Origin of the sequence: Psychromonas ossibalaenae ATCC BAA-1528 (genome assembly GCF_000381745.1) — a bacterium.
Lineage (GTDB): Bacteria > Pseudomonadota > Gammaproteobacteria > Enterobacterales > Psychromonadaceae > Psychromonas > Psychromonas ossibalaenae.
Window position 1 is genome coordinate 1 of record NZ_KB907072.1, and the last position, 1,251, is coordinate 1,251.

Sequence of the window (1,251 nt, forward strand, 5' to 3'; positions counted from 1 at the left end):
GGCGCAACACTCGATACAGGTGGTTGGTTAAACCTTACCTGACAGGGACTTACACCCTGCAAGATGCATCAAGCTTCGCTTGACGCACTAACGCCACACTAAGCGGGCTAAAATAGTCGGTTAAAATTGTTGAGGCACGAAACATAACCGACTGTTTTAGTTCCGTTTAAGTGCCTTGTTACATGTTGTTTGCAGCTTTAGACAATGAGCTAATCTTATTACCCAAGGCAGACTTAAGTTTTAGAAGCCTCTCAATGTGCCAAGATTTAACTACTTCTAGATCAGAATCGGAGTCTTCTATGGAACCATCCGTATACAATGCTAATCTTGATGCTCTCTTGCTATCCAGACGCTCCCAACTGACCGCCTCACCTAATGAGGCTTCGATTTCTTCTTTCAGGTGATTTAGCTGATCAAATACATATTTGTTTTTTTCTTGTTCGCCTAAATCTATATATAACTCAGAACGAGCTTTTCCTCCTTGAGAGAAATTAGCTCCGTAAGTTATTCCGCTTACACCAGAAGAAAATGAATACCAATTTTGTGGCTGCCCGGCTTTTGCTGAAGTGAACCGGTGAGTTTCTCGAAGAGTATCAATTAGACCTTGGAAATAGTTTTGATATTTTTCTCCTTTGGTTGACACAGAGGCTCTTTGAGATTGGCGCTTTTTGTTCTTTTGCCACTCATTTGGTGAAGCCACCAGTTTAAAATTGAAAGCTGGTTTAGAGTCGTCAATTTTGATTACTTCTACAACAACACCAAAAAAAGATGTTTCACTATCAGTTCTTTGATTTAGCCAATCTAATGCCTGTCTATGTTCTTCACGAATAGACTCTGAAACCCAAATCACTATCGAAGCATTAAACCCTGCTGCATATGTCAGCAACTTACCTAAATGATCATGATCTGTTTGTGTAAGCTGATTCTCTATGATTACAGATTTAGATGAGCCTAAGTCTTTAGCAAGAATATCTAAAGAAAAGTCACCAACACTTGCCTCTTGTTCAATTAGCTCTAGGTCCATGCCTAAAGCTTTACCAAGCTCTTCAATATTTTCTGCCAGCCAAGGCGTAAAATCAGATGCTTCGTGAGGCCATATCTCTCTAAGAGCTACCTTATTTAATTCACCGAACAATGAATATACTCCTTAAACATGTAACGCTTTAGATAACGAGCGGATTTAAAACACAAAAAAACAAGACTATCTAACTCGGTCTCAGCCGTTTTAAATTTGTCTCTGTTCATCGACTT

General features: G+C 39.4%; 1 protein-coding gene. It reads right to left on the reverse strand.

The annotated features are described in order from the left end of the window. Positions 1–178: 178 nt before the first annotated feature. A complete protein-coding gene (locus tag G327_RS25575; RefSeq protein WP_019617280.1) occupies positions 179–1,135 on the reverse strand; it encodes a DUF4268 domain-containing protein in 957 nt (318 codons plus the stop codon). Between the last annotated feature and the right edge of the window lie 116 nt (positions 1,136–1,251).